Source organism: Microbacterium sp. TS-1, assembly GCF_000509385.1.
Taxonomy (GTDB): Bacteria; Actinomycetota; Actinomycetes; order Actinomycetales; family Microbacteriaceae; genus Microbacterium; species Microbacterium arborescens.
This window is the reverse complement of record NZ_BASQ01000002.1, coordinates 477,778-502,280: the sequence shown is the minus strand read 5'-3', so window position 1 is coordinate 502,280 and position 24,503 is coordinate 477,778. Positions and strand designations below refer to the sequence as shown.

The 24,503-nt window shown below is 68.4% G+C and carries 22 protein-coding genes; 17 read left to right on the top strand and 5 right to left on the bottom strand.

Annotated features, from left to right (window positions below; all coding sequences use genetic code 11):
* Window positions 1–151: 151 nt before the first annotated feature.
* Together MTS1_RS15045 and MTS1_RS15040 are read right to left on the bottom strand one after the other, a co-directional pair.
* Window positions 152–403 (bottom strand): acyl-CoA carboxylase subunit epsilon, encoded by a 252-nt coding sequence (locus MTS1_RS15045; protein ID WP_023955492.1) that lies wholly within the window; start codon window positions 401–403, stop codon window positions 152–154.
* Window positions 400–1,989: an acyl-CoA carboxylase subunit beta gene (locus tag MTS1_RS15040; RefSeq protein WP_023955490.1), complete on the bottom strand. Its 1,590-nt coding sequence runs from the start codon at window positions 1,987–1,989 to the stop codon at window positions 400–402. Before MTS1_RS15040 ends, MTS1_RS15045 begins: the two co-directional genes overlap by 4 nt.
* Before the next feature lie 129 nt (window positions 1,990–2,118).
* Here MTS1_RS15040 and MTS1_RS15035 point away from each other — a divergent pair, with 129 nt between their 5' ends.
* The 10 genes from MTS1_RS15035 (at window position 2,119) to MTS1_RS14985 (ending at window position 14,262) form a co-directional block, all read left to right on the top strand.
* Window positions 2,119–2,907 carry a biotin--[acetyl-CoA-carboxylase] ligase gene (locus MTS1_RS15035; protein WP_023955487.1) on the top strand — a complete coding sequence of 263 codons (789 nt, stop codon included), beginning with the start codon at window positions 2,119–2,121 and terminating at the stop codon, window positions 2,905–2,907.
* A 62-nt stretch (window positions 2,908–2,969) separates the two neighbouring features.
* Window positions 2,970–3,524 (top strand): PH domain-containing protein, encoded by a 555-nt coding sequence (locus MTS1_RS15030; protein WP_023955485.1) that lies wholly within the window; start codon window positions 2,970–2,972, stop codon window positions 3,522–3,524.
* 74 nt (window positions 3,525–3,598) lie between these two features.
* Window positions 3,599–4,726 carry a 5-(carboxyamino)imidazole ribonucleotide synthase gene (locus MTS1_RS15025; RefSeq protein WP_023955483.1) on the top strand — a complete coding sequence of 376 codons (1,128 nt, stop codon included), beginning with the start codon at window positions 3,599–3,601 and terminating at the stop codon, window positions 4,724–4,726.
* A 111-nt stretch (window positions 4,727–4,837) separates the two neighbouring features.
* Complete coding sequence (purE, locus tag MTS1_RS15020; RefSeq protein WP_023955481.1) at window positions 4,838–5,305, top strand: 5-(carboxyamino)imidazole ribonucleotide mutase; 468 nt, start codon at window positions 4,838–4,840, stop codon at window positions 5,303–5,305.
* Window positions 5,302–6,744: an LCP family protein gene (locus tag MTS1_RS15015; protein WP_023955479.1), complete on the top strand. Its 1,443-nt coding sequence runs from the start codon at window positions 5,302–5,304 to the stop codon at window positions 6,742–6,744. Before purE ends, MTS1_RS15015 begins: the two co-directional genes overlap by 4 nt.
* Before the next feature lie 3 nt (window positions 6,745–6,747).
* On the top strand, window positions 6,748–7,833 hold the full coding sequence (locus tag MTS1_RS15010) for a glycosyltransferase (protein ID WP_023955477.1): 1,086 nt from the start codon (window positions 6,748–6,750) through the stop codon (window positions 7,831–7,833).
* Window positions 7,834–8,083: 250 nt separating this feature from the next.
* Window positions 8,084–10,567 carry an FG-GAP-like repeat-containing protein gene (locus tag MTS1_RS16200; RefSeq protein ID WP_023955475.1) on the top strand — a complete coding sequence of 828 codons (2,484 nt, stop codon included), beginning with the start codon at window positions 8,084–8,086 and terminating at the stop codon, window positions 10,565–10,567.
* An 86-nt stretch (window positions 10,568–10,653) separates the two neighbouring features.
* Window positions 10,654–11,556, top strand: a complete 903-nt coding sequence (locus MTS1_RS14995; RefSeq protein WP_036305948.1) for an ABC transporter permease — start codon at window positions 10,654–10,656, stop codon at window positions 11,554–11,556.
* Window positions 11,553–12,290 carry an ABC transporter ATP-binding protein gene (locus MTS1_RS14990; RefSeq protein WP_023955471.1) on the top strand — a complete coding sequence of 246 codons (738 nt, stop codon included), beginning with the start codon at window positions 11,553–11,555 and terminating at the stop codon, window positions 12,288–12,290. The genes MTS1_RS14995 and MTS1_RS14990 overlap by 4 nt, the downstream gene beginning before the upstream one ends.
* 1 nt (window position 12,291) lies before the next feature.
* A complete protein-coding gene (locus MTS1_RS14985) occupies window positions 12,292–14,262 on the top strand; it encodes a DUF6541 family protein (protein WP_023955469.1) in 1,971 nt (656 codons plus the stop codon).
* Here MTS1_RS14985 and MTS1_RS14980 read toward each other — a convergent pair.
* Window positions 14,259–14,726: a DUF2304 domain-containing protein gene (locus MTS1_RS14980; RefSeq protein WP_023955467.1), complete on the bottom strand. Its 468-nt coding sequence runs from the start codon at window positions 14,724–14,726 to the stop codon at window positions 14,259–14,261. The two genes, MTS1_RS14985 and MTS1_RS14980, sit on opposite strands and share 4 nt — an antisense overlap.
* A gap of 2 nt (window positions 14,727–14,728) precedes the next feature.
* Window positions 14,729–15,427: a glycosyltransferase family 2 protein gene (locus MTS1_RS14975; RefSeq protein WP_023955465.1), complete on the bottom strand. Its 699-nt coding sequence runs from the start codon at window positions 15,425–15,427 to the stop codon at window positions 14,729–14,731.
* A gap of 56 nt (window positions 15,428–15,483) precedes the next feature.
* On the opposite strand from MTS1_RS14975, the gene MTS1_RS14970 reads away from it, so the two are divergent.
* Genes MTS1_RS14970 through MTS1_RS14950 form a run of 5 tightly spaced genes read left to right on the top strand, consistent with a single transcriptional unit; the run spans window position 15,484 to window position 21,205 of the window.
* A complete protein-coding gene (locus MTS1_RS14970; protein ID WP_023955463.1) occupies window positions 15,484–16,662 on the top strand; it encodes a glycosyltransferase in 1,179 nt (392 codons plus the stop codon).
* Between the two features lie 47 nt (window positions 16,663–16,709).
* Entirely contained in the window at window positions 16,710–17,315 is a 606-nt protein-coding gene (locus MTS1_RS14965) for an acyltransferase (RefSeq protein WP_023955461.1), read from the top strand.
* The gene (locus MTS1_RS14960; protein WP_023955460.1) at window positions 17,312–18,412 is read left to right on the top strand and encodes a DegT/DnrJ/EryC1/StrS aminotransferase family protein; all 1,101 of its coding nucleotides are present in this window, start codon (window positions 17,312–17,314) and stop codon (window positions 18,410–18,412) included. The genes MTS1_RS14965 and MTS1_RS14960 overlap by 4 nt, the downstream gene beginning before the upstream one ends.
* Window positions 18,409–19,392 (top strand): Gfo/Idh/MocA family protein, encoded by a 984-nt coding sequence (locus MTS1_RS14955; RefSeq protein WP_023955458.1) that lies wholly within the window; start codon window positions 18,409–18,411, stop codon window positions 19,390–19,392. Before MTS1_RS14960 ends, MTS1_RS14955 begins: the two co-directional genes overlap by 4 nt.
* Window positions 19,355–21,205 carry an ABC transporter ATP-binding protein gene (locus tag MTS1_RS14950; protein WP_233494955.1) on the top strand — a complete coding sequence of 617 codons (1,851 nt, stop codon included), beginning with the start codon at window positions 19,355–19,357 and terminating at the stop codon, window positions 21,203–21,205. Before MTS1_RS14955 ends, MTS1_RS14950 begins: the two co-directional genes overlap by 38 nt.
* On the opposite strand, the gene MTS1_RS14945 is transcribed toward MTS1_RS14950, so the two are convergent.
* On the bottom strand, window positions 21,206–22,126 hold the full coding sequence (locus MTS1_RS14945) for a glycosyltransferase family 4 protein (RefSeq protein ID WP_144083425.1): 921 nt from the start codon (window positions 22,124–22,126) through the stop codon (window positions 21,206–21,208).
* Between the two features lie 118 nt (window positions 22,127–22,244).
* Here MTS1_RS14945 and MTS1_RS14940 point away from each other — a divergent pair, with 118 nt between their 5' ends.
* Both MTS1_RS14940 and MTS1_RS16195 read left to right on the top strand, forming a co-directional pair.
* Complete coding sequence (locus MTS1_RS14940) at window positions 22,245–23,318, top strand: glycosyltransferase family 4 protein (RefSeq protein ID WP_158497472.1); 1,074 nt, start codon at window positions 22,245–22,247, stop codon at window positions 23,316–23,318.
* Window positions 23,311–24,489 (top strand): glycosyltransferase, encoded by a 1,179-nt coding sequence (locus MTS1_RS16195; protein ID WP_158497471.1) that lies wholly within the window; start codon window positions 23,311–23,313, stop codon window positions 24,487–24,489. The genes MTS1_RS14940 and MTS1_RS16195 overlap by 8 nt, the downstream gene beginning before the upstream one ends.
* The last annotated feature ends 14 nt before the right edge of the window (window positions 24,490–24,503 follow it).

Here is a 24,503-nt window from a genome sequence, read left to right as displayed (position 1 = left end):
AAAACCGACTCGCAGCAGTCACCGGCATGACGCCGAGGTGACCGAACGCAGTAGCGTTCCAGCACATCAAGTCTGCGAGAGTGTGCCGGATCTGTCTGTAGGTATTTCGGGGGACAAAACCGCGGCCGCGCGGACCGGGCCGGCCGACGCGTCAGCCGGTGAACCGGCCCCAGCCGAAGCCGCGGCGCAGCGGCGTCCGCAGCGCGCGCGCCGAGCGCCGCCACGCCGATTCGGGTGCCGGCTCGGGGGCGACAGCCTCGGCGGCCTCCTGGGCGTACGACTCGCTCACGACCGCGATGACGGCGGCGAGCTCCTCGGGCGTCGGGGCGCCGCGGCGCACCTCGATGCGCAGGGGGCGCTCGGTGTGCGCCGCCTCGTCTCGAGCGTCTTCGGGGCCGGTCACAGGGGGATGTTCCCGTGCTTCTTCGCGGGCAGCTCGGCGCGCTTGCCGCGCAGCGCGCGCAGCGACTTCGCGATGTAGACGCGCGTCTGCGCGGGCTCGATGATGCCGTCGAGCTCACCGCGTTCGGCGGCGAGGAACGGGGATGCGACGTTGTAGGTGTACTCGGAGGCCAGGCGGGACCGCACGGCGGCGACATCCTCGCCCGCCTCCTCGGCACGCTTGATCTCGCCGCGGTACAGGATGTTCACGGCGCCCTGCCCGCCCATGACGGCGATCTCGGCGGTGGGCCAGGCGACATTGACGTCGGCGCCCAGCTGCTTCGAGCCCATCACGATGTACGCGCCGCCGTAGGCCTTGCGCAGGATGACGGTCACGAGCGGGACGGTCGCCTCGGCGTAGGCGTAGAGCAGCTTGGCGCCGCGGCGGATGACTCCGGTCCACTCCTGGTCGGTGCCCGGGAGGTAGCCCGGAACGTCGACGAGCGTGACGATCGGCACCGAGAAGGCGTCGCAGAAGCGCACGAAGCGGCTCGCCTTCTCGCCTGCGTCGATGTTCAGCGTTCCCGCCATCTGCGAGGGCTGGTTGGCGATGATGCCGACGGTGCGACCCTCCACCCGACCGAACCCGACGACGATGTTGGGAGCGAAGAGCGGCTGCACCTCGAGGAAGTCGCCCTCGTCAACGATGCCCGCGATCACCTGGTGGATGTCGTACGGCTGGTTGGGCGAGTCCGGGATGACGGCGTTGAGGGTGCGGTCGTCGTCGGTGGTCTCCCACTCGAAGCCGGTCTCGTAGACCGGGGCGTCCGACATGTTGTTGTCGGGCAGGAAGCTCAGCAGCGAACGCGCGTAGTCGATCGCGTCGTCCTCGTCCTCGGCCAGGTAGTGCGCGACGCCCGAACGGGTGTTGTGGGTGTGCGCGCCGCCGAGCTCCTCCATACCCACGTCCTCGCCCGTGACCGTCTTGATGACGTCGGGACCGGTGACGAACATCTGGCTCGTCTTGTCGACCATGATGACGAAGTCGGTGAGGGCGGGGGAGTAGACCGCGCCGCCCGCGGCGGGCCCCATGATGAGCGAGATCTGGGGGATGACGCCGGATGCCGCGGTGTTCAGGCGGAAGATCTCGCCGTACTTGCCGAGAGCGACGACGCCCTCCTGGATGCGCGCGCCGCCCGAGTCGAGGATGCCGATGATCGGCATCCCGCCGCGCAGGGCCAGCTCCATGACCTTGATGATCTTCTCGCCCGCCGATTCGCCGAGCGACCCGCCGAACGTGGTGAAGTCCTGGGAGTAGACCGCGACGGTGCGGCCGTGAATGGTTCCGACTCCTGAGACGACCGAGTCGCCGTACGGGCGGGAGCGATCCATGCCGAACGCCGTGGTGCGGTGGCGCACGTACTCGTCGAGCTCGACGAACGATCCCGGGTCGACGAGCATCTCGATGCGCTCGCGCGCGGTGAGCTTGCCCTTCTTGTGCTGCTTCTCGCGTGCCACGGTCTCGGCGTCGACGACGGCCGTCTGGTAGCGGGCGCGGAGGTCGGCGATCTTGCCGGCGGTCGTGGACAGGTCGGGCTGGTCGGTCACGCGTTCCACCCTATCCAGCGACGCCCCGCAGCCGTTGGAGCACACCCACAACGACGGCGCGGATCACCTGTGGAAACCCTCGGGCGCAACCCCTCGCCGCGTTCGGATCCGACGTCGTAGGGTGACGCCATGAGCATCCCCGAGAACGGATATCCCCGCGCGGCGGCGGTCTCGCCCCGCGTGCACGTTGTCGACCACACCGATTCGACGAACGCCCATCTCCGTCGCGACGTCGAGGCCGACCCCGATGCCCATCCGCACCTCTCGGTCCTCCTGACCACCGACCAGCGCGCCGGTCGCGGCCGCCTCGACCGCAGCTGGACGGCTCCGGCCGGCACCGCGCTCGCGATCTCGGTGCTGCTGCGCGTGGGGGCCGTGCCCGTGCATTCGCGCGGCTGGATCCCGCTGGTCGCCGGTCTCGCCATGAGCGACGCGGTCTCCGCACAGCTGCGCGACCGCCGGGTGGGCGTGAAGTGGCCGAACGACGTCCTCGTCGACGGGCGGAAGATCAGCGGCATCCTCGCCGAGGTCCTTCCGGGGGAGGACGGGGACGTCATCCTCGGCGCCGGCGTCAACACCACCATGGCCGAGGTCGATCTGCCGGTCGCGACGGCGACGTCGTTCGCGGCGCTCGGCGCTCCCGTCGACGAGGACCGGCTGCTCGCGGACTATCTCACGGGCCTGCGCGATCACATCGCGCACCTCGCGGTGTCGGGCGCGGACGAGTCGTTGCGCGAGCGCGTCGCTGCGGCCTGCGTCACGATCGGCGAGGACGTCGTCGTCTCGCTCCCCGGCGGCGAGACGCTGACGGGAACGGCGGAGCGCCTCGACGGGGACGGTCGCCTGGTCGTGCGCACCGGTGCGGTCGAGAGCGTCGTCGGAGCCGGCGACGTCGTGCACGTGCGCGGAGTCGGCTGAGCCCTGGCGGCATCCGGGCGTGCCGCCGCCGCGTTGTCGTACCCGCGCGTCATGATGGTGCTGTGACTCAGCCCGCAGCCTCGTTCGGCCGACCCGTCGCGCCTGCGCTCGGTGCCGCCGCTCCCGAGCTGCGCGTCGCGCGGTTGCGCCCGCACGCGGGACCCCTGCTGTGGCCAGCGCTGCTGCTGATCGTTGTGGCGGGCGTGACGGGGTACTTCACCGACAACCTCCCCGAGCCCTTCACCGACGTCATGCTCTGGTCGGCCGCGGGCCTCGTGGTCGTGCTCCTCGTGGTGCTGCCCTACCTGCGCTGGCTCGCGCACTCCTACACGATCACGACCCGCCGGGTCATCGAGACCTCGGGACTCATCGTCCGTCGCCGCGCCGAGCTCAGCCACATCCGCGGTTACGGCATCGACGAATCGCGCGGTCCGCTGCAACGTCTCAACGGCACGGGCACTCTGACGCTCTCGAACGGCGTCGACCCCTCGATGCGGCTGCGGAGCATCCCGGCCGTCGCGCTCGTCCACGAGGTGCTCGCCGATCAGGTCGAGGTGAGCCAGATCCTCGCGCATCGCGACTCCCACAGCATGCCCGTCGTCGGCTCCGATTCCTGAGCGCCTGAGTCCGATCGCGCGTGCGGCCGGCTGGCGGGGTGCGCGATGATGGATGCGAACCCGGAGGAGGCGCTATGTCGTTGCGAGTAGGAATCGTCGGCGGAGGGCAGCTGGCCCGCATGATGATCGCGCCGGCGGTCGAGCTGGGCATCGACGTGCGCGTGCTGGCCGAGGAGGCCGGGATGTCCGCCGCGATCGCGGCGACCGCAACGGGCGACTACCGCGACCTCGACACGGTGCGCGCGTTCGCGCGCGACGTCGACGTCATCACCTTCGATCACGAGCACGTTCCGCAGCACGTGCTGCGGGCCCTCGTCGAGGAGGGCGTCGCGGTCCACCCCGGCCCCCACGCGCTCTTCTACGCGCAGGACAAGCTGCGCATGCGCGCTCGACTCGCCGAACTCGGGATGCCGCAGCCCGAGTGGGCCGCGATCTCGGATGCCGCCGGCCTGCAGGCGTTCCTCGACGACAACGGCGGGCGCGCGGTCGTGAAGACCCCGCGCGGCGGCTACGACGGCAAGGGCGTGCGGGTCGTCGGTGCCGCCGAGGAAGCCGCCGACTGGCTCGCCGCGCTCGAGCCGGGCGGACAGCTCCTCGTCGAGGAGCTCGTGGAGTTCACGCGCGAACTCGCCCAGCAGGTCGCCCGGCGGCCCTCCGGAGCGTGGCGTTCGTACCCCGTGGTCGAGACCGTGCAGCGCGACGGCGTGTGCGCCGAGGTCATCGCCCCGGCTCCGCGCGCGGGCCAGCGCCTGATCGAGGTCGCCGAGAACATCGGCGTCGCGATCGCAGAGGGGCTGGGGGTGACGGGCATGCTCGCCGTCGAACTCTTCGAGACGGCCGACGAGCGTCTGCTCGTCAACGAGTTGGCGATGCGCCCTCACAACAGCGGCCACTGGAGTCAGGACGGTGCCGTCACGGGGCAGTTCGAGCAGCATCTGCGCGCCGTGCTCGACCTGCCGCTCGGCGACACGTCTCCTCGAGCGCCGTGGTCGGTCATGATCAACATCCTGGGCGGTCCGGTCTCCGATTCGCTCGCCGCCCGCATCCCCGCCGCGCTCGACGCCCACCCCGGAGCGAAGGTGCACACCTATGGCAAGTCGCCGCGGCCGGGTCGCAAGGTCGGGCACGTGAACCTCTCCGGCGACGACCTCGACGCCGTCGTGGGCGACGCCCGCGTGGTGGCCGCTCACTTCGACGACTGAGCCCGGCGGGGCACCGCGCCGCTCCGGGATTTCCTCAGGTCGCACACCTAACCTGGGTCGGTGACATCCTCGCCGCTGCATTCATCGGACGCCCCGCTCGTGGGAGTCGTCATGGGTTCGGACTCCGATTGGCGCGTCATGAGCGACGCATCGCAGGCGCTCACAGATCTCGGCGTCGCCCACGAGGTCGAAGTCGTCTCCGCTCACCGCACCCCCGACAAGCTGCTGCGCTACGGCCGTGAGGCGCGACAGCGCGGTCTGCGCGTCATCGTCGCCGGAGCCGGCGGAGCGGCGCACCTTCCGGGGATGCTGGCGTCGCTGACGCCGCTGCCGGTCGTCGGCGTCCCCGTCCAGCTCGCGACCCTCGACGGACTCGATTCGCTGCTGAGCATCGTGCAGATGCCGGGCGGCATCCCGGTCGCCACCGTCTCGATCAACGGCGCGAAGAACGCCGGCCTGCTCGCCGCGCGCATCATCGGAGCCGGGGATCCGGCACTCGCGGACCGGCTGGAGGAGTACGCACGCGGGCTCGAGCAGCAGGTCGAAGAGAAGAACCGTCGCCTCAAGGACTCCCTGTGAGCGTCAGCGCCCCGCCGCGCAGCTCCGCGCGGCCGCCTCGCTCGAACCTCATCGAGGAACGTCCGCTCCGGCATCCCGACACCTCGTCGCCCGAGGTCATGGGTCGCCGCGGCTGGTGGCTCGTCGTGCTCAACTTCCTGCTGCCCGGGTCGGCCCAAGTGCTCGCGGGCAACCGGCGCCTGGGGCGGTTCGGTCTCGCGGCGACGATCACGATGTGGGTCCTCGCGCTTCTGACCGTGCTGACCGGACTGCTGTGGCGTCCGCTGCTCCTCTCGCTCGCCACCAACTGGTTCGTGCTGGTGATCGTCCAGGCCGTCATCGCGTTCTACGCGGTGCTGTGGCTCGTGCTGACGGTCGACACGCTGCGGCTCGTGCGGCTCGTGCGGGCGGGAACCGTCGCCCGCATCGGCGTACCGCTCCTGGCCATCGTGCTCGCCGTCGCGTCGACCTCGGCGGCGGCCTGGACATTCGATCGGGTCAACTCCGTGCGAGAGACGCTCAGCACCGTCTTCGGCGCGAGCGGGCCGAGCGTTCCGCCGTCGGACGGCTACTACAACATCCTCCTGCTCGGTGCCGACAGCGGCGAGGGGCGTGACTCCATGCGCTTCGACTCGATCTCCGTCGTGTCCGTGAACGCGGAGACCGGGGCGACCACGATCACCGGCGTCCCGCGCGACATGGGACACTTCCCGTTCGCCCCGGGGCCGATGAAGGATCTCTACCCGGACATCCACGAGGGACGCCTCGACCCCGACTGCGGGTGGAGCAGCGGCATCAACCAGCTGCAGACCGAGGTCGAGATCTGCCGTGACGGCAACGCTCTCTACCCGGATGCGAAGAACAACGGCTCGTCGCCGGGTGTGGAAGCGACCAAGGACGCCGTCGAAGGCATCCTCGGCATCACCATCCCGTACTACGTCTTCATCGACATGAAGGGCTTCGCCGACCTCGTCGACGCCCTCGGCGGTGTCGACATCAACGTCGTCGAGCGCCTGCCCAAGGGCGGTGGCCCGCGGTATGAGGGGCAGAGCGCCGAGGACTGGGCCGAGGGGTGGATCGAGGCCGGACAGCAGCACATGGACGGCGACACCGCGCAGTGGTACGCCCGGTCGCGCTACACGACGAGCGACTTCGACCGGATGCGCCGCCAGCGCGAGCTGCAGCAGGCGATCCTCGCCCAGATGACCCCGCAGAACGTACTCGACCGGTTCACCGAGATCGCCGACGCCGGCCAGGTGCTCGTGCAGACCGACATCCCCGCCGATCTGCTGCCTTTCCTCGCCGACATCGCCATCAAGGCCAAGGAGCAGCCGGTCACCACGATCGAACTCACCCCGGCGAACGGCATCGAGGAGGCCGACCCCGATTGGGCCCTCGTCCAGCAGATGGTGCAGGACGCACTCCACCCGCAGACCCCGACCCCCGAGCCGGAGGGCTGAACGATGAGCACGGTTCTCCGGGTCGTCCTCGACCAGCTGATCGACGTCGTCGACGCCGACTCCGCCGAGGCATCCCTCGAGGTGGCGCGCGCGCTCATCGAGACCGCGCCCGCCCGGTGCGAGGTCGCCGCCGTCGTTCCTTCGGATGCCGTCGACGCCGCCGCCGCGGTCGACGGCCTGGCGCAGACCATCCGGGCCCCGTTCCCGCGGACCGGCCTGCTGGCCTCCTGGCCGATGGGGATCTCGGGAGGCGTCGCGGGTGGGCTGATGCACGCGCCGACCCTGCTCGCGCCGCTCGTGAAGCACGACCGCGCACACGACAACGACCAGACGGTCGTGACGCTCTGGGACCTCGCCGTGTGGGACGCCCCCGCGCTCTTCCCGCGGGCGACTCTGCTGGCTCATCGTGCCCTGCTCAAGCGTGCCGAGAAGCACGCGGATGCCGTCGTCGTCCCCGCGCACGCGACGGCGCATCGCCTCGCCGAGATCGCGCCCAAGCTCAGCGGCCGGATCCGCGTCATCCCGGGTGCCGCCCCCGCGCAGTTCCGCGTGCCGACCGACGCCGTCGGGCGGCGTCGTGAACTCGGTGTGCCCGACCGGGTCGCCGTCGTCGCGGGCGGCAGCGAGGAGCAGCTGCGCGCCGTGCTGGCCTCGATCGCGGGGGAGCAGACCTCCAGCGTCGTCGTCTTCGACGCGCCCGCCGACGTCGCCGGGGCGATCGCCGAGTCGGGCATCGACCGCGACCGCGTCATCGTGCCGGGCGGGCTCGACTCCGCCGACCGCGCCGCCGTGCTCGACGCGGCCGTGCTGCTGATCGCGCTCTCCGACGGATCGGGTTTCCCCTGGCGGGCCGTCGAGGCGATGGTGCTGGGCATCCCCGTCGTGGCGTGCGATTCACCCGTCCATCGCGAGGTGCTCCTGGACGGTGCGCGCATCGCCCCGTTCGACGAGCTGCGGGATGCCGCGGGCGAGGTGCTGGCGTCGCCGGAGGAGCTCCATCGGTGGGCCGTGCGCGCCGGGGACCGCGGCCGCGCGTTCTCGTGGCGCGATCACGCCGAGCGCGTCTGGGCGCTCCACGCCGAGCTGTGAAGGACTATCTGAGCGAGAACGTCCGATTCCGTTTCGCAGGTCGAACAACATCGGTCACACTGTTCACATGAGTCGAAGGTGGAGCAACCTGACGCGGCGATTGCTTTCGCCTCTCGTCGCTGTCGCAGTGACCGCAGGAATGCTGGTGAGTATCGGTGTCACTGCCCCTGCGGCGGCTCAGCCGAGTCAGTGGGCGGACGGCGCCGTCTCGGCGGGTGCGTCGGGTCGATCTGCGCCGACGGCTGTCGACATGTCGCAGTTCCGTGCCGGCAACATCATCTCGGATGCCATCTTCTACAACGCCGCCACGATGAACGAGGGTCAGATCCAGGACTTCCTCAACTCGCAGGTGACCGCGTGCAGGTCTGGCTACGTCTGCCTCAAGGACAAGACCGATCAGACGCGGTGGATCGCAGCCGATCCGATGTGCAACAGCTATCAAGGCGGCGGTGTCGAGAGCGCCGCGCGCATCATCATGAAGGTCGCCCAGGCCTGCGGCATCAATCCGCAGGTCCTGATCGTGATGCTCCAAAAAGAGCAGAGGTTGGTCACAGACACGTACCCGTACGACTCGCAATACCGCATTGCGATGGGACAGGGATGCCCCGATACCTCGGGCTGCGACTCGGCGTACTATGGCTTCTTCAACCAGGTGTACGGGGCAGCGCGCCAGCTTCGCCGCTACGAGAACCCTCCGGGCACCAGCAACTTCTTCACCTGGTACGCTCCCGGCCGCACCTGGAACATCCTGTACCACCCCCCGGCCTTGGTGAACGGCCAGTGGGTCGATCAGTGCGGATCGTCGCCGGTGTACATCGAAAACAAGGCGACGTCAGCGCTGTATTACTACACGCCCTATCAGCCCAACGCCGCGTCGCTCCGCGCGGTCTCCGGCGAGGGTGACGGATGCTCGTCATACGGCAACCGCAACTTCTTCCGTTTCTTCCAGCAGTGGTTCGGCGGCACCCAGCCCGACGTGTGTGCGCCCCCGCGAACGGAGGACGTGGCGGCAGCGGCGGGCATCTATCTCGTGACGGCCGAGGCGCTCAATGCTCGCCGCGCTCCCGACGAGCGGTGCAGCGCAGGCGCTGTCACGCTCTCTCGGGGGGAGATGGTGCTGCGTCTGGGAACGTACGGCGACTGGGTCCGTGTCGATGCGCACGGGCGGATCGCGTGGGTTCACTCACGCTTCATCGATACCGTGAATTCTCTACCGGAGCCGAGCCTGGACGTCGACGGCACGACTCACATGTACGCGGCCGGAACGGACGGCACGATCTGGGCCTACCCATACACGGCTCCTGCTCGGTGGGGTGCACCGGTTGCGCTGGCGCAGGGCACCGGCGTGCGGTCGATCCTGGGTATCGGCGACTTCGATCGGGACGGGCACCGCGACCTGGTCGGCGTCGATGCCAGGGGCGATCTCTGGCTCTATCGGGGTGACGGGGCGACGCTCGGAACTCCGAAACGCATCCCCGGCGATTGGCGTTCGGCCCGGCTGTTGTCCGCTGCCGGTGACGTGGACGGGAACGGCATCCAGGACCTCATCGGTGTTCAGGACTCGTCCCTCATGCTGTGGCGCGGCGACGGTGCGGGGGGCTTCCACGACCCGGAACGCGTAGGCCGCGGCTGGGGGAACATCACCGCCCTCGTCGGCGGGGCGGATTTCACGGGCGACGGCAACCTGGACCTCATCGCTCGCGATAACGCTGGAGTTCTGCGCCTGTACCCGGGTAACGGCAGTGGCGGATGGGGCGCAGCCATCGATCTCGGCCGGGGCTGGTCCGCGATGGCGGCCTTCGCTGCGGTGGGGGACTTCACCGGTGACGGCAAAGCCGACCTTCTGGCGCGGCACAACGATGGAGCACTTCACCTCTATCGAGGCACGGGGAGCGGGCTGGCCTATGTCGCCCCCGTTGGCACCGGCTGGGGCCGCATGATCGCGCTCGCCGGCCCCGGGGCGCCGGTCGCGAAGACGCCGTACGTCCGTGACATCGATGGAGACGGCAATGCCGACGTCCTCGCTGTCGCTTCCACGGATCTCACCCTGTACCGCGGGGACGGACGGGGAGGTTGGTCGGGGTCGACGAGCCTCACCCGCGACTGGCCTGCGGGCGGCACGCTCGTGAACATGGGCGACTTCTCGGGATCCGGTCGCGCCGACGTCGCGCGCATCGACCCTAACGGTCGTCTTGTCCTCCTTCCAGGATCACGGAACGGCTCTCTGGGTGCTGCTCGCGTCATCGGAACCGGTTGGGCGGGATTCACGGCCGTCGTCGGCGGCATCGACTTCGACGGTGACGGTCACGTCGATGTCATCGCGCGCGACGCCCAGGGGCGGTTGTGGCTTTACCGCGGCAATGGTGCCGGAGGGTGGTCGGGAAGCGCACAGCAGATCGGACGCGGCTGGGGTGGGTTCGTCGACCTGATACACGTCGGCAACTTCAGCGGCGAAGGCAGTGCTGACGTGCTCGCCCGTGGGGTCGACGGTCGGCTCTGGCTGTATCCCGTAGCGGGCGACGGCGCCTGGGGAGCGGCTCGGGTCGTCGGTACCGGGTGGTCCGGCATGACGGCCCTGGTCGGGGTCGGCGATTTCGATGGCGACGGAAATCCGGATCTCATCGCCCGGACGGCGGCAGGCGGACTGCTCCTTTACCAAGGCAACGGCGCTGGCGGTTGGGCCGGCTCTCGCCAGATCGGCCGCGGTTGGGCCGGCTTCGAACAGCTCGGGTGAGAGCCGCCGTGGGCGAGCGCACAGCCCGCTGCGGCTATGATGAACCGGTTGCGGACGCCCCCGCGCAGAGACCCGAATAGCGAAACGTGACCGATACATCTTCCCTTTTCGCCGCTGTTCCACGAAGCGAGTTCGCCCGGCCCGGTTCCGGGCGAGGGCTTCTCGACGTGGTGCGCTGGCACTATCTGCTGAGGCTGCTGATCCGGACGGGCGTGACCACTCGTTACCGGAACTCTGTCCTTGGCTGGACCTGGTCGTACGTGCGCCCCGCTGCGCAGTTCCTCGTCTTCTGGGTCGTGCTGGGGCTCTTCCTCAGCCTTGAGCGCGGCATCCCGAACTATGCCGTCTATCTCTTCTCAGGGATCATCGTCATCAACCTCTTCTCGGAGGCCTACAAGAACGCGACGACCTCGATCGTGGGCAATGCGCCCCTGGTGCGCAAGGTCTACCTGCCTCGGCAGCTGTTTGCGATCTCCGCAGCAGCCGTCGCTTTCGTCCATTTCCTCCCGCAGCTCGCCCTGCTGCTGATCGTGTGCGGCTTCCTCGGTCTGTTCGCGCAGGCATCGGCGCTGTCCGCGTTGGCCGTGGTCGCGGCTGTGGCCATCATCCTCATCTTCGCGCTCGGACTCGGGCTTCTCTTCGGCGCGATCAACGTCCGTTTCCGTGATGCCGAGAACGTTGTCGAGCTGCTCCTGCTGCTTGCTACCTGGGCGTCGCCGGTCCTGTACTTCTGGACGATGGTCCGCGATGCGCTCACGACGCTCGGGCTGCCCTCGTGGCTGCTTGAGGTGTATCTGCTCAACCCCATCACCCAGGCCGTCCAGCTGTTCCACTACGCGTTCTGGTTCCCGATCAGCGACAGTGCGCTCGAAATGCCGCCCGCTCTCGGGATCAACACGCTCTGGGCATTCGTGATCTCCTTCACGTTCCTCTTCCTCGGACAGAGTGTTTTCCGCCGGCTCGAGGGAAGGTTCGCGCAAGACCTATGACCACCACAGCCACACGCCGGCCGAGCATCATCATCGACGGCGTCAAGAAGACCTTCCTGCTCAATCACGCATTCTCCCTGAAGGACAGCGTCGTCTCGTGGCTCCGCGGCCGGAAGACGACGAGCGTCTTCCACGCGCTGCGCGGGGTCGACATCGTCATCGATGAGGGCGAGTCGGTCGCGATCCTCGGGTACAACGGGTCGGGCAAATCAACGCTCCTCAAGCTCATCTCCGGCGTCATGCAGCCCGACGGCGGAGAGGTCCTCACGCGAGGACGCGTCGCGGGTCTGATCGAGGTCGGTGCAGGTTTCCACCCCGAGCTCTCGGGCCGTGAGAACGTGTTCCTCAACGCGGCGATCCTCGGCATGAGCCGGAAGGAGATTGAGGCGCGATACGACGACATCGTCGCCTTCAGCGAGATCGGCGAGTTCATCGACCAGGAGGTCAAGCACTACTCGTCGGGCATGTTCATGCGGCTCGCTTTCTCCGTCGCGATCCACGTCGAGCTCGATGTACTGCTGGTCGACGAGATCTTGTCGGTCGGCGATGCCCCGTTCCGGGAGAAGTGCCGGCTGAAGTTCGCCGAACTGATCGAGCAGCGCAAGACGTTGGTGGTCGTGTCGCACGATATGGAGATGGTGCGCGAGCTCTGCAGCCGTGGCGTCGTCATCCAGAAGGGCGAGGTCGTGTTCGACGGGCCGGTCGAGGAAGCGATCGCCCAGATCGGCGACTAGCGTGACCGAATGGCTGGCGAGCAGCCCGGCGTACATCGTTGCGGCGATCGTCGTCCTGCTGCCCGGGCTGGGGATGGGAGCGATACTGCGGCTCCGGTCGGTGGCGCTGTGGGCGCTCGCCCCTGCACTCACAGTGGTCATGGCCGTGGGCTCGGCTCTCGTGCTCGATCTGATCGGCGTGCCGTGGTCGCCCGTCAGCGCGCTCGTCGCGTTCGCCGGCCTTCTGCTCTCGGTCTGGGGCATTCGTCGGGCTCTGCCCTGGCCGGGTCTCCACGGGGCCGGCCCTCGGCGTGGCGCGGATACAGCCATCATCCTGGCCGGGCTTGTCCTGGGGGGTCTGCTCCTGAGCATCCGGTTTGTCAGCGAGTTCGGCACGCCTGCCGCCATCTCGCAGACGAATGATGCGGCCTTTCACCTGAGCGCGGTGCGCTTCGCTATCGAGTCCGGCGTCGCCTCGCCGCTTGGTATCACCGAGGTCATCGGCGCCCGCGGTTTCTACCCGTCCGCCTGGCATACGCTTGCAGCCCTGATCCCGCCGCTGACCGGCGCGTCCATCCCCCTCGCAGCGAATGCCCTCACGTTCGTCATCGGCGTCGTGGTCTGGCCTCTCGGAGTCGCCTTCCTCGCCTTCCGCGTGGCCGGCCCCGTCGCAGCCGGTGCTGCGGCAGCGCTCGCGGGTTCGGTCATCGCATTCCCGCTCGGGCTCGTGCAGTGGGGCGTCCTGTATCCGCAGCTGCTCGCCGGCGCGCTCCTTCCCGCCGCTATCGCGACGATCATCCCCGCGCGCGTTCCGAAGCAGATCGTCGGCCATACCAGCGCGGCCGACCGGCGCGCATCGGTTGGCGCAGCGGTAGGCGGGATCGCTGTCGTCTTGCTGCCGCTCGGTGCCGTCCTGGTGTCGCAGCCCTCGACCGCGCTCGCGTGGGGGGTTGCCGCTCTCGCGTCGCTGCTGTGGTCGTTGCCGGGACACTTCGCCCGGAGCGGGCGCAGCGGGCTGAACGGATTGGTCGCAGCCGTCGCGGCGGCCGGCGTGCTGTGCTGGGTGTGGTGGTATTTCGGCGTCAGCGTCTCCGCCGCTTGGGAGCCGCACACCGGCATCCGCTCAGCAGGCCTCGAGGTCGTCGCGAACAGCTTCCTGGGTTACCCAGCGGCTTTGGCCGTCAGCATCGCGATGCTGGCGGGCATGGTGGCAGGCATGGCCGCGAGCTCATGGCGGATCCGTGCGATCGCCACCGCGTGGGCGGTGAGCGCCGGGCTCTACGTCGTCGCCGCTGCGGTGGGGTCGGATCGGTTACGAGCGGCGTTGGTGGGGCCGTGGTACGAGGACCCGTACCGGCTCGCCGCCATCGTGCCCGTCTTCGGGCTCGTGCTCGCCGGTGCGGGAGTCGCCGCTGTGTCGGACCGGGTCTCGATACTCGCGCAGCGCCGGAGCAGCGGGCGTTCCCCGCTCGCGCTCGTGACCGGCGCAGTCGTGCTGCTGGTGTGCGTCCCCGTGATCGTCCAGACCGTCGCGATGCCCCGCGTCGAGCGGCGAGACGTGTTCGCCGGCGACACCGATCCGCATGCCTACGAGGTATCGGCGACCTCGTTCGTGTCGAAGGACGAGCTCACCCTGCTCGAACGTCTCGACGATGTCCTCCCCGAGGACGCCGTCGTGATCGCCAACCCGAGCACGGGAGCGTCATTCGGTTACGCGCTGAGCGGGCGAGATGTGATTCCGCGCACGTGGGCGCCTCCGTCCTCCGAACAGTACTGGTTGCTCGCCGAGAATCTGCGCAACGTCAGTGACGACCCAGCTGTCTGCGGCGCGCTCGCCGCGTTCGGGGCGGAGTATCTGCTCGACTTCGGGCCCGGGGAGTGGTATCCGGGACGGTGGATGATGCCGGGCTTCGCAGAGATCGACGAACGGCCGGGGTTCGAGCTGGTCGACCGCGAGGGAGACGCGTCGCTCTGGCGTGTCATCGCCTGTTAGGCGGTAGGTCCTTCGCCGCGGTCGTCGTCGAGGGCGGTTCGGTTCTGCAGCGCGGGAAACTCGGGGGCGGGCCCCGCCGAGCTGTCCGGAGGCGATCCGGGCGCCCCTTCCCCGTCCGTGTGGAGCTGCCGCGCCTCGGCCAGCAGCGCCTCTTGGATGGCGAAGCGGCGCGCGAGCCGGGTGAGTTGACGCTGCAAGCCGGCGTTAGCTCGGTACTGCGCGTAGACGAACGCGAGGAAGACGACGACGAGCGCGTACAGGAGCAGGTCCGTACCGCGTCCGACGCCCATGAGCTGTGCGACCCAGGTCAGCCACTGCGGGAAGAGCACGGACAGGATCGCCACGAGGGCGAACGCGGCGAAGAGCATACGGCGCAAGGCTTGATGGGTGTCGCTTCCGGGCTTGCGCAGGAGGAGGAATCCCAGGACGAGGATCGACCCGATCAGCAGGATCTGGATACCCATGATCACTTCACCACCAGGTCCACGAGGATGTTGACGGCGTTGAGCAGGCTCTGCCCTTTCGCCTTCGAGTAGTCGGTGTATCGCAGCTCCACAGGATGTTCGGCGTGCGGGAGACCCGTGCGATTGAGCTGCAGGACGATCTCTGTCGCATGCGCCATGCGGTCCTGTTGCAGATCGACACGCGCGGCGGCATCGCGCCGCAGCACGCGCAATCCGTTGTGGGCATCGGTGAGGCGGGTGCCGGTCGTCATGTTCGTGACCCAGACCGCGGTCTTCAGCACCACCTTTTTGGCCCATCCGGGCCGCGTACGGTCATCCAGGAACCGCGAACCGAAGACAATGGCCAGATTCTCCTCGTCCGCTCGACGGACCATGGCTACTGCGTCCTCGACCCGGTGCTGCCCGTCGGCGTCGAAGGTGACGAGGTACTCCGCCTGCGGGTGCGAGAGAGCGAACTCGATTCCCGTCTGCAGCGCCGCGCCCTGCCCCAGATTGACCGGATGCCGCACGACGGTGGCTCCGGCGGCGACGGCAGCAGCGACCGAGTCGTCGCGGGAGCCGTCGTCGACGCAGACGACGTGATGGAAGTGCGCGGTGAGCTCGCGGACCACATCCCCGATGACCGTCATCTCGTTATAGAGGGGAACCACCACCCAGGTGATGGCGTCGACACGATCGACGGCGGGGGTAGCGGGGGACACGGTCTCATTCTCGCAGACGCGGGCGCGAGGGTCGGGGCGGTTAGGATCGAGAGGTCATGCGCATTCAGATCGTCTCACGAATCTATGCGCCGGAGCCCGCGGCAGCGAGTCTGCGGCTATCGCTCCTCGTCCGAGAACTCCACGAGCGTGGACACCATGTCGAAGTTCTCACCAGTCGCGCACCGCGGTCCGCGACGACGCTACGTCCCGCGGGACGGGTGCGTCGCTGGCCGGTGCTCCGGGATCGTTCCGGGCAGGTGCGCGGTTACCTGCCCTACCTGAGTTTTGACATCCCCGCCTTCTTCCGCGTGCTGCTCGGCCCGCGAGCGGATGTCGCGGTCGTGGAGCCTCCGCCGACCACCGGGACCGTCGTGCGCGTCGCTTGCGCCATCCGTCGGGTCCCGTACGTCTACTACGCGGCCGACCTCGTTTCCGTCGCGGCCGAGGCGACGAGCGCGCCGCGAATCGTGGTGCGGTTGGTGCGCGCCCTCGAGGCATGGTCGCTCGGCGGAGCGCGCGCGGTGCTCGCGGTGACCGAGGGCGTCGCGACGACCGTGCGTGCCCTGAGCCCCGGCGCGCGCGTGACCGCTGTGGGCCACGGTGTCGATGACGAGACCTTCAACCCGGCGGTGGCGCCCGAGCCCGCCGCTCACGTCGTCTACATCGGCACCGCCAGTGAGTGGCACGGCGCGGGCGTGTTCATCGACGCGCTGGCGATCGCCCGTGCTCGGGGACACGCGATCACCGCTCTCTTCGTCGGTCAGGGCGGTGAATGGGATGAGCTGAAGGAGCGCACTCGGCAGCTCGGCCTCGACGATCTCGTGCGCTTCCGCGACCAGGTGCCGGCTCCCGTGGCGGCTCGATTGATCCGAGGAGCGCGCGCGGCACTTGCCTCGATCCGAGAAGGTGGCGGTTACGATTTCGCCGTGCCGACGAAGGCGTACGCCGCACTCGCGGTGGGCACGCCCGTCATCTACGCCGGTCCGGATCCCGTGCGCTCGCTCGTCATCGACAACGATCTGGGCGCCGGCACCGCATGGGATGTCGAGCCGGTCGCCGCCGCTCTGATCGAGACGGCGTCGGCCGAGCCCTCTGCAGAGCGCCGCGCCGGAGTGGCGGCCTGGGCGGCGCGTAACCTCTCCGGACGCGCCGTCGCCCGCCGGGCAGCCGACGCGACGCTCGCCGCCGTTGACAGCCCCAGATTTGCACGGGGCCGTCGCGGCCGGGCTCGTTAGGATGGAAACGGTGTGCGCCCTCTCTCGGTGCGCACGGGAAGTTTGAGATGATCCATTCACATGACACCCGCGTGGTGGACTCGGCGGACGTCGCCGGTGATGTCTCGCTGGGGGCGGGTACTGCGGTGTGGCACTTGGCCCAGATTCGGGAGGGCGCGCGCATCGGGCGCCGTTGCGTCATCGGCCGAGGCGCCTATATCGGCTCCGGGGTGACAATCGGTGACAACTGCAAGATCCAGAACCTCGCGCTCGTCTACGAACCGGCGCGCCTGGCCGACGGTGTGTTCATCGGCCCGGCCGCGGTCCTGACGAACGACACATACCCCCGCGCTATCACCCCCGAGGGCGAGCTGAAGAGCGCGGACGATTGGACCCCCGTCGGCGTTGAGATCGAGCACGGCGCGTCCATCGGTGCGGGTGCGACCTGCGTTGCTCCCGTGCGGATCGGCCGCTGGGCCATGGTGTCAGCCGGAGCGGTCGTCGTGCGCGACGTCCCGGATCATGCGCTGGTCGCGGGAGTTCCGGCCAAGCGCATCGGCTGGGTGGGGAAGAGCGGGATGCGCCTCGAACAAGCGGAGGAGGGGGTGTGGGTCTGCCCGAGCACGGGTGAGCGCTACACCGAATCCGCCGGAACGCTGAAGGAGTCGCGATGACTGAAATGATCCCGCCTGCTCGCCCCATCGTCGGCGACGAGGAGCGCGCCGCCGTCGACCGCGTGCTCCGCTCGGGCATGATCGCTCAGGGTCCCGAGGTGGCGGCGTTCGAGCAGGAGTTCGCGGCGCACTTCGTCGAGTCGCGGCCCGTGGTCGCCGTGAACTCGGGTACTTCGGGCCTGCACCTCGGACTCCTCGCGGCCGGGATCGGACCAGGCGACGAAGTGATCGTCCCCTCGTTCACCTTCGCGGCCACGGCGAATTCCGTGGCGCTCACCGGAGCGTCGCCCGTATTCGCCGACATCGAGCCCGACACCTTCTCACTCGACCCCGCGGCGGTCGAAGGCGCTATCACGCCGCGGACCCGCGGCATCCTTCCGGTCCACCTGTACGGGCACCCGGCTCGGATGGGCGAGCTGGCCGACATCGCGACGCGCCACGACATCGCCCTCTTCGAGGATGCTGCGCAGGCCCACGGCGCGGCGCTCGGGGACCGCCCCGTCGGCACGTTCGGGGCGTTCGCGATGTTCTCGCTCTACCCGACGAAGAACATGACGAGCGGCGAGGGCGGCATGGTCTCGACCGTCAACGAGGAATTCGCCCGCCGCGTGCGTCTTCTGCGCAACCAGGGGATGGAGCGCCAGTACGAGAACGAGGTCGTAGGGTTCAACGCTCGGATGACCGACATCCATGCGGCCATCGGGCGGGTGCAGCTGACCAAGGTCGAGGCGTGGACCGAGACGCGCCGGGCCAATGCCCGGTTCCTCGACAACAACCTCCGCGGTGTCGTCGTCCCGCCGGTGGCCGAGGGTGCCCGCCACGTATACCACCAGTACACGATCCGAGTGCCTGAGGACCGTGACGGTTTCGTCCGGGCGCTCCGGGACGAGCACCACGTCGGATCGGGCGTCTACTATCCGATCCCGAATCACCGTCTGCCCTCGCTCGCGTCGTTCGCACCAGGCCTGGAGCTCCCCGAGACGGAGCGCGCCGCAGCGGAGGTCATCTCGCTGCCGGTGCACCCGTCGCTGAGCGACGATGATCTGGAGCGCATCGTCTCGGCGGTCAATGCGGTGGCATCGGCGGGTGCCGCATGACGCTGCGAGCGGGGCTGCTCGGCGTGGGCATGATGGGACGCCATCACGCCCGCGTCCTCCGAGAGATCGACGGCGTCGAGCTGGCCGCGATCGCGGATCCCGCGGGCGATCCGTTCGGCGTCGCCGGCTCATTGCCCGTGCTCGACGACGTCGACGCATTGATCGCCGCGGGGATCGATATGGCGGTGGTGGCGGTCCCGACCCGGTTCCACGAGGACGCCGCGTTGCGCCTGAGCGCGGCGGGCGTGCACACCCTCGTCGAGAAACCGATCGCCGACACGGTCGAGGCTGGAGCGCGGATGGTCGAAGCCTTCGACGCCGCCGGCCTCGTCGGCGCGGTCGGCCACATCGAGCGGTTCAACCCTGCGCTGCAGGAGATGCGGCGTCGTCTTCGCGAGGGCGAGCTCGGTCAGGTCTACCAGATCCAGACTCGTCGTCAGGGGCCTTTCCCGGCCCGTATCGCCGATGTCGGGGTCACCAAGGATCTCGCTTCGCACGACATCGACCTGACCGCGTGGGTCGGCGACAGCACCTATGAACGCGTCTTCGCCCAAACCGCGCACCGCAGCGGCCGCGAGCACGAAGACATGATCGCGATCACCGGGCGACTGGCGTCCGGTGTCATCGTGAACCACCTGGTCAACTGGCTCTCGCCGATGAAAGAGCGAGTCACCGTCGTGACGGGGGAGCGCGGCGCCTTCGTCGCTGACACTGCGACGGGCGATCTCACTTTCTATGCCAACGGGACTATCCCTCTCGAGTGGGAATCAGTGTCGAGTTTTCGAGGTGTGTCGGAGGGCGACGTCGTCCGGTTCGCGTTCCCGAAGCGGGAGCCCCTGCGCGTCGAGCACGAGGCTTTCCGCGATGCGGTACTGGGACGGTCCAACGACATCGTGACGATGGCCGACGGGCTGCGCACCCTATCCGTCGTCGAGTCAGCGCTTGCTGCCGCTGCGACTGGGAAGGCGGCCGTACTCTGACTGCTCAGTCGGTGGCGCAGGCCGGGAGGGGCGCGTGAAGGAACTCTGGTCTTCGTTACGCGAGCTCCTCAGCTTGCTTCCCGCCAACGCGCGTGGCTTCCTTGCGCGTTACGCTCTCAGTTCGTCGGCATTGGCGCTGATCGACATCGTCGCCCTGGGGCTGCTCGCACTCGTGCTTGGTTCCTTCGCAGTCGGGCGTCCGGTGACACTTCCGATCTTCGGGGAGATGCCCTCGTCGGCAGTCATCTGGCTTCTCATCGGCGCTTGCGCGCTTATGGTCGTGAAGTCGTTGATCGCCCTGGCGCAGCAGTGGTTTGTGACTCGGCGGATGGCCGAGTTCGAGTTGACCATCGGCAACAGGCTCTTCGAGGCGTACATCCGGGCTCCCTGGCTCGAACGGCTGAAGCGCAATTCCTCCGAGCTGGTGCGAATGGCGGATGTCGGCATCGCCAACACGACGTCCGGTCTCCTGCTTCCCGCCGCCTCGCTCCCCTCGCAGGTCGTGACGTTCCTGTCCGTTCTGCTGGTGCTCGTCGTGTCGCAGCCGCTGATCGCCGCCGTCACACTCGCCTATCTCGGGCTCGTCGCGGCGCTCCTCTACGGCTGGGTATCGCGTCGCGCCGTGCGCAACGGACGCATCAACCGCGACTACTCGTTCAAGACCGCTCAGCTCATGACCGAGATGGTGCAGGCTTTGAAGGAGATCACGCTGCGCGACAAAGCGGAAGAGGTCGCCGCTCTGGTGAGTGCCAATCGGGCCGAGGCAGTGCGTGCCCGCGCCACCATCGGCTTCCTCGGTGCCATCCCGCGATTCGTCGTGGATTCAGCAATCATCTTGGGTTTTCTCCTGATCGGAGGCGTGGGCTACTGGACCGGGGGGATCGAGACCGCCTTCACGTCTATCGCGCTCTTCGGCCTGGCGAGCTTCCGCATGGTGCCGTCGATGCTGCAGTTCCAGGGGGTGATGACCTCCACGGCGTCGACCATGCCTCATGCCCGCGCGGTTATGCGGGACATCCGTGCGGCGGATGCGTACGTCCGTGACGCGGAATCCATCGGATACGGTTCTCTTGCGCCGCAGCCGCAGAAGCTCGTCCTGAGCGGGGTGTCCTTCACATACCCGGGGAGCGCGCTGCCCGCGCTGAAGGAGATCGACGTGGAGATCCCTTTCGGCGGACACGTCGCTTTCGTCGGTGCATCCGGCGCGGGAAAATCGACGATGGTGGATCTGCTCCTGGGACTCATCACCCCGACGACGGGCTCTATCCGTGTCGATGACCAGGATCTCGGAGAGGTTCTCGGTACGTGGCGCTCACGCGTGGGGTATGTCCCGCAGGACGTGGCTCTCTTCGATGGAACGATCGGTCAGAACGTCGCTCTGACGTGGAGCACGGAATATGACCGGGCCGCTGCCGCGTCCGCCCTCGACCGAGCCCAGCTGGGACCGTTCCTCGAGGCGCGAGAGGGCGGGCTCGATGCGCGAATCGGCGAACGCGGACTCGCGCTCTCCGGCGGCCAGCGGCAACGTCTCGGCATCGCCCGGGCACTCTATCCCGAGCCGGTAGTCCTGGTGTTGGACGAGGCGACCTCGGCTCTCGACACGACGACCGAAGACGCTGTCACCGCAGCGATGGAGCGTCTGCGAGGGTCTGTGACCGTGGTGACGGTCGCGCATAGGCTCGCGACGGTGCGTCGCGCCGACCTGGTGTGCTTCTTCGCCGACGGCCGACTCGTCGCACGCGGCACATTCGACGAGGTGGTCCGCCAGGCTCCAGACTTCGCCGCTCAGGCGCGGCTCGCGGGCTTGACCTGATCAGCTGTCGCTCGTGACCCGCCGGTAGATCTCGTCGAGCTGAGGCAGATACCGGTGAGCGGTATGCCAGGTGCGCGCCCAGTTCGCCACGTCGAGTCGATGCGAGGCGGCGGCGGGGTCTTCGAGGTCTGCGAGGAGCTGTTCCGTCACCTCGTCCGGTGAGCCTTCCCGGATCGGAAGGGGGCGTCCGTCCGGTCCGGGTAGGTGCGTTCCCACCGCGGAGAGCGGAACGCCGATGGCCATCGCCTCGACCTCTGACACGCTCAGGATCGAGCTCGACTGCCCCAGTGCCGCAGACGCGTGAGACAAGAAATCCAGGAAGTCCGGGTGCGACATCCGTGGCTGAAGCTTCACGCCGATGGCGGCGGCCTCAGCGGCGCCGGGACCCCAGTTCAAGCCTCGCACTTCGATACCCGCTGAGATGAGGCCGCGAGCCACGGCGAGCATCTCGACATGGCCTTTCACCTCTTCCCAACGGGAGACCACCGCGACATATGGTTGCGGACGCCAGTCGGGCAGCTGATGCGGGTCGACGAAGATGGGAAGGTACTCCGCGTCGCTCCGTGCGGTTGTGGCGTTCTCGAGGAGATCGGGGGTCGAATAATAGACGTGTGAAGCACCGTCGATGAACCGCTGAATCTTGTCGTGCTCAGCGGAGGATGCCCAGCGGGTTCGGATGTCCGTACCGTGCAAGTGAAGAACGTACGGGCGAGACGGTACGAACCACGGAGTCAGCCGGCTCGCCGTTGTCGCGAAGTGGGCGTGCACGACCTGCGCCCAAGCGACATTGACGTCGATACGGGCGAAGGTCGCGGCTTGTGCCAGCTTCGTGGGCTTCCGGTGGCCCGCGCGCACCGGAGCCCACGCCTGCTCCGGCGGCATGAAGCGCCAAGAGCGCCCGGTCTCGCGTGCAGCGGTCACGATGTGCCGTCCGACGAAAGCACAGTCGTTAAGGTGCAGAACGCGCGAGGAGCCAGGCATCCCACCATGCTATGCGGGTAGCCGGTGGCAGGCGCTTTGCCACTGTTATCCTCGGGTGGTGCGCGTGCGAGTGGTGACGTCTTGGTACCCGACACGACGCAACCCTGGTGCCGGCTCCTTCATCGCGCGGGATGTTCAGGCGCTTTCTCGAGAACACGACATTCAGGTGCTGCATCTCGTCGGGAAGGGCCTCGATGACGGACGGCGGTCCTTCATGGATGGCGCTGCACGCGTGCACCGAATTCCCGTCGATGTTCGTTCACCTCGCGGGTGGGCTTCTGTGCAACGCCGCCTCGGCGCCATCGACGCTGGCGTCGACATCGTGCACACCATGGCGGCACCTGCCGCGATGCCGTTTGCGCTGCGTGCCCCTCGGACGCCTTGGGTGCATACGGAGCACTGGAGCGCCGTTCCGCGTCTCGTCGACGAGGGGCCGGCGATCTGCCGCGCCGCTCTGAAGGTGCTCTTTCGTGGTCCGGATGAGGTCGTGGCGGTCGGAGATCATCTGGCCGAGCGCATCAGAGCAGTGCGCAAGCGTCCGGTGTCGGTTGTCGGCAACATCGTCGATCCCTTGCCCGACCCGCGCGTAGAGCGCAGAGGGCGGCGAGACACGACCATCCGCGTCGTCGTCGTCGCCTCGCTCGTCGAACGTAAGGGATGGCGGATCGCGATCGACGCGATCCGCAGCCTGCGCGACCGAGGCGTCTGCGTGGAGCTCGACTGGATCGGTGACGGTCCCGACCGGGCGCAGTTCCTGTCGGAGTCCGCGGACGTGGTGCGCCGCGCGCCGGGCCACCAAGACCGCTCCGCCGTCGCCCGGGCGCTGGCGGATGCGGATGTCTTCCTCCTGCCTTCCGACGGCGAGACGTTCTCACTGGCGACGGTGGAGGCGCTCTCGATGGGAACGCCCGCCGTCGTGACCGGGCCGGGAGAGCACAACGCCTTCGTCACCTCGGCCGTGGGGGAGATCGTGTCCCGAGACGCCGCAGCGATAGCGCCGGCGATCCTCCGGGCAGCAAGACGCGACCGCGCCAGAGTGCGCGAGCACGGGCGCGCGCTGTGCGCTCGTTTCAGTGAGGATGTCTTCCTGCGGGCATACCGTGAGATCTATGAGAGGCATGCCGGTGACTGAGCGAACCGTAGACATCATCATCGCCGTCCACGATGTCAGGCGGAACATCCGGCGGGCCGTGGGGTCGGTGCTCAGCGACGACGATTCATCGATCCGTGTGCTGATCGTGTGCCACAACCTGCCGGAGACGGATGTGAGGGCTGAGCTCGCCGACGTGATCGGGCGGGCACCTGAACGGGTGCGGTTTCTTCAGCTGGACGACGGAATCCCGAGTCCGTCGGGTCCCTTCAACCTCGGACTTGCGGCCTCGGATGCGGACTACGTGGGCATCATGGGCTCGGACGACGAATTGGATCCCGGCGCGGCGGCTCAGTGGCGAGCCACCGCGGAGCGCTTCCGAGCTGACGCCGTCATCGCCAAAGTCGTGCGCGGCGACAGGCGTGCGCTCGTCCGCTCACCGGCGAAGCGCGTCTGGAAGTCAGGGGTCCTCGACTTCGCGAAGGACCGCTTGCCGTACCGCAGTGCGCCACTCGGACTCATGCGGCGAGATGCTGTGGAACGCTTGCAACTGCGACTCATGGACGGTGCCCGCAGCGGCGGCGATCTGCCGTTCGTCACTCGGTTGTGGGCGCTCGGACGCGTCGTGCCGGCGGCCGGAGTCGCGGCGTACATCGAGCACGCCGACGCGCCAGTACGCGTCACGTGGGATCCCAAACCGGTGCGGCAGGAGCTCTCCGCCATCCGTGAGGTGCTGGGGAGCGGGTTCATCCGCTCCCTGGTTCCGGGCTACCGTGACGCGCTCGCTACCAAGCTCCTGCGCCGCAACCTCATGGACACCCTCCGCATCCGCGACGGCGGGCGGGGGTTCACTCGCGATGACGTGCATGCCTTCCGGGAAGTGGTCGACATGATCGAGTCGATCTCGCCCCGCAGCCTCGGCTACATCGCATCGATCCACCGGCTCACCGTCGACGAGCTGCGCCGAGACGAGCCCGATTTCGAGACCGTGCACCGGTTGAGCGAGCAGATGGCGAATCCTCGGCAGTGGGGGATGGTTCGGCCAGCGAGGTTGACAGCCTTCCTCCATGCGCAAGCGCAGCCGCGGTACGTTGCGGCATCCGCTTTGATCAAGGTCGGGGCTTCCCGCTTCCTGCCGCTGGCAAGGAACACGGCCGTCGGTGTTGGCCTGATGCTCGTGACAATCCTCGCGCTGACCCTCCGCCGGAGGTAGGACCACTAGCCCGC

Bases quoted from the DNA above. Each gene is read 5' to 3' on its own strand.
- MTS1_RS14980 (WP_023955467.1), bottom strand. From the start codon at position 14,726: ATGGGTATCCAGATCCTGCTGATCGGGTCGATCCTCGTCCTGGGATTC.
- MTS1_RS15025 (WP_023955483.1), top strand. From the start codon at position 3,599: ATGTCGTTGCGAGTAGGAATCGTCGGCGGAGGGCAGCTGGCCCGCATG.
- MTS1_RS14970 (WP_023955463.1), top strand. From the start codon at position 15,484: ATGCGCATTCAGATCGTCTCACGAATCTATGCGCCGGAGCCCGCGGCA.
- MTS1_RS16200 (WP_023955475.1), top strand. From the start codon at position 8,084: ATGTCGCAGTTCCGTGCCGGCAACATCATCTCGGATGCCATCTTCTAC.
- MTS1_RS14955 (WP_023955458.1), top strand. From the start codon at position 18,409: ATGACGCTGCGAGCGGGGCTGCTCGGCGTGGGCATGATGGGACGCCAT.
- MTS1_RS14960 (WP_023955460.1), top strand. From the start codon at position 17,312: ATGACTGAAATGATCCCGCCTGCTCGCCCCATCGTCGGCGACGAGGAG.
- MTS1_RS15035 (WP_023955487.1), top strand. From the start codon at position 2,119: ATGAGCATCCCCGAGAACGGATATCCCCGCGCGGCGGCGGTCTCGCCC.
- MTS1_RS14965 (WP_023955461.1), top strand. From the start codon at position 16,710: ATGATCCATTCACATGACACCCGCGTGGTGGACTCGGCGGACGTCGCC.
- MTS1_RS14990 (WP_023955471.1), top strand. From the start codon at position 11,553: ATGACCACCACAGCCACACGCCGGCCGAGCATCATCATCGACGGCGTC.
- purE (WP_023955481.1), top strand. From the start codon at position 4,838: ATGGGTTCGGACTCCGATTGGCGCGTCATGAGCGACGCATCGCAGGCG.
- MTS1_RS15010 (WP_023955477.1), top strand. From the start codon at position 6,748: ATGAGCACGGTTCTCCGGGTCGTCCTCGACCAGCTGATCGACGTCGTC.